The 3,005-nt window shown below is 75.7% G+C and carries 3 protein-coding genes; 2 read left to right on the forward strand and 1 reads right to left on the reverse strand.

Translation table 11 applies throughout. The features are described 5' to 3' along the window. Window positions 1–89 precede the first annotated feature (89 nt). Window positions 90–1,082 carry an SDR family oxidoreductase gene (locus L1885_RS26390; RefSeq protein WP_235799674.1) on the reverse strand — a complete coding sequence of 331 codons (993 nt, stop codon included), beginning with the start codon at window positions 1,080–1,082 and terminating at the stop codon, window positions 90–92. A 186-nt stretch (window positions 1,083–1,268) separates the two neighbouring features. On the opposite strand from L1885_RS26390, the gene L1885_RS26395 reads away from it, so the two are divergent. Then, a complete protein-coding gene (locus tag L1885_RS26395; protein WP_235799676.1) occupies window positions 1,269–1,802 on the forward strand; it encodes a DUF4240 domain-containing protein in 534 nt (177 codons plus the stop codon). A 168-nt stretch (window positions 1,803–1,970) separates the two neighbouring features. Further along, window positions 1,971–2,858, forward strand: a complete 888-nt coding sequence (locus L1885_RS26400; RefSeq protein ID WP_235799675.1) for a TIGR01777 family oxidoreductase — start codon at window positions 1,971–1,973, stop codon at window positions 2,856–2,858. Window positions 2,859–3,005: the final 147 nt, after the last annotated feature.

Raw genomic sequence — 3,005 nt, forward strand, 5'->3', positions numbered from 1 at the left:
GTCCGGGCTCGGGGCCCGGGCTGCGGCGCGGACCTGCTCGGACCCGGCGGCCTCCGGCGCCGCGGGCCTCGGCGCCTCGGGCCCGCCGGTCAGCGGTAGTCGCGCGCGTCCACCGTCGCCCCGTCGGCCGCCGTCAGCGCCTCGATGTAGGGCCACGCGTCGGGCGCGCTGCCGTCGGTGTCGGTGAAGCCGTAGACCTTCGCGAGCTGCCCGCTCGACAGGGACCGGCCGTTCCAGCGGTGCCGGTCCTCGTCCGCGGCCAGCGCGGCGACCGCCCGCCCCACGTAGACCGGGCTCTCGGCGATGGCGAAGGCGGGCTCCCGCGCCACGGCGTCGCGCCAGTTCTCCTCCCGCACGCCGAAGTGGTCGAGCATCCACTCGGAGCGCAGGAAGCCCGGCGTCAGCGACACCGCCGTGCAGCCCACGCCCGCGAGTTCGCGGGCGAGCCCCTTGACCATGCGGATCGGCGCCTGCTTCGTGAGGTCGTAGAACAGGTTGCCCCGGTAGTGCTCGCCGGACTCCTCCGTGCCGTCCGTCACCTCGATCACGAGACCGCCCTCGTGCCGCACAAGCAGCGGCAGCGCCTCGCGCAGCGTGATCAGGTGCCCGCGCACCCCCAGGTCCAGCATCCGCAGGCCCTTGCCCAGGTCCAGCTCCCAGGCCCTCTTGCCGAACTCCACGAGCGGCTCGCCGCCCCAGATGTCGTCCACCAGCACGTCCAGCCGCCCGTGGTCGGCCGCGATGCGCTCCACGACCGCGCGGACCTGGGCCGGGTCGAGGTGGTCGGCGGGCAGCGCTACGCCCGTGCCGCCCGCCGCGGTGACGAGTTCGGCCGTCTCCTCGATCGTCTCCGTCGCTCGGCCGACCTCGCTGACCCGGTCGCGGGTGGTGCGCCCGGTCGCGTACACGGTGGCGCCGAGCGCGCCGAGTTGTACGGCCATCTGCCGGCCCGCTCCCCGGGTCGCCCCGGCCACCAGCGCGATCCGGCCCGCCGGCGCGCGGGAATCCCCTCCCGCCGTACCCGGCGCGGTCCCCGCGGCCTCGTCGCCCGCGGCGCTGTTCTTCACGGCTTCTTCGTCCATGGCGCGAGCGTCCCAGCAAAAGGGGACGTCTTCTGTCGTACATGCGCGCGGCGGGGCGGAGCGCCTCGCGGCGGGCGCGGTGGCGGCGGAGGTGCCCGGCCCTCCACCCGGGAGCGTGAAACGATTCGCGAAGACGGGTGGCGCCCACGTGCGTCGCCGTCCCCGAGGCAGGATGCTGGCCTGGTGATGGACGAGACGGACTTCTGGGAGATCGTCGACGGCACGCGCGAGGCCGCGGGCGGTGACTCGGAGGAGCACGCGGACCTGCTGGTCGAGCGCCTTGCGCAGCTCGACCCCGACGCCGTGCTCGACTTCGCCCGGCACTTCGAGTCGCGCTACAACCGCGCGTACCGGTGGGACCTGTGGGGCGCGGCCTCGATCCTGCTGGACGGGGCGAGCGACGACGCGTTCGACTTCTTCCGCTGCTGGCTCATCGGCCAGGGGCGCGAGGTCTTCGAAGGGGCCCTGCAGGACCCCGACGACATGGCCGACCTGCTGGAGTCCTTCGACGAGGACGCGGACGGCGACGGCGAGGACCTCGGCTACGCCGCCGACGAGGCGTACGAGCAGCTCACCGGTTCGGTGGCACCGGATCTCGGGATCCCCGCGCAGCCGCGCGAACCCGAGGGGACGGCCTTCGACATCGACGATCCCGACGTGCTCGAGGTCCGCTTCCCCCGGCTGTGGGAGCGCTTCGGGGTCGACTCGTACAGCGGCTGACGGTCCCGGCCACGCGGAAAGCGGCGCGCCGGCGCGGCCACGGCCCGGCCGGCCGTGTGCGGCGTCCGGGCGCGGCATTCGCGTGGAGGGGGCGGCGGTCGGCGCGCCACGCCGGAACCGGTCGCCGGTTGACCGTGGCCCGCGCCCGGCCGGGGGCAGGATGGCGGCATGAGAATCGCGGTCACCGGTTCCACCGGGCTCATCGGTACGGCACTCGTACGGTCCCTGCGCGCGGACGGCCACGAGGTGGTGCGCCTGGTGCGGCGCGCGCCGCGCGGGGCGGACGAGGTGCGCTGGGACCCCAAGCTCCAGCGCGTCGACGCCGCCGGACTGCGCGGCTGCGAGGCCGTCGTGCACCTCGCGGGCGCGGGGGTGGGCGACCGCCGCTGGAGCGACGAGCGCAAGAAGGAGATCCGCGACAGCCGCCTGCTGGGCACCGCGGCCCTGGCGGAGGCGCTCGCGTCGCTCGACGAGCGGCCGCGGGTCCTCGTCTCCGGCTCCGCCATCGGCTACTACGGCGAGACGGGCGACCGCGCCGTGAACGAGGACTCGCCGCCCGGCTACGGCTTCCTGCCGACGCTGTGCGTGGAGTGGGAGGCGGCCGCCGCGGCGGCGCAGGAGGCCGGCATCCGCACGGTGTTCCCGCGCTCGGGACTGGTGGTGTCGAAGGACGGCGGCGCCTGGGGCCGCCTGTTCCCGCTGTTCCGGGCCGGTCTCGGCGGCCGGATGGGCGACGGCAGCCAGTACTGGAGCTTCATCGCGCTGCACGACCACGTGGCCGCGCTGCGGCACCTCATCGACACGGAGTCCCTGGAGGGGCCGGTCAACCTGACCGCGCCGGAGCCGGTGACGAATCGTGAGGTCACCGCGGCGATGGGGCGGGTGCTGCGCAGGCCCACCCCGTTCCCGGTGCCGGCGGCGGCCCTCAGGCTCGCGCTCGGCGAGCTGTCGAGCGAGGTCCTGGGCAGCCAGCGGGTGGTGCCAAAGCGGCTGTCGGAGTCGGGGTTCGCGTTCGCCTTCCCGACGGTGGACGAGGCGATCCGCGCGGCCCTCTGAGCCGGCGAGCGGCAGGGCGCGGGCGGGGCGGGCGCGCGGACCGTTCGGGCGTACCCGTCCGACTCGGGTCGCCGGGAGCCTTCGGCGGGGTCCTCGGGGCCGGAGCGGAGCCCGGCGGGCCTCCGTCGCGCGCCGCGCGCCCGGGGC

This window comes from Streptomyces fuscigenes, from assembly GCF_021556455.1.
Classification (GTDB): Bacteria; Actinomycetota; Actinomycetes; order Streptomycetales; family Streptomycetaceae; genus Streptomyces; species Streptomyces fuscigenes.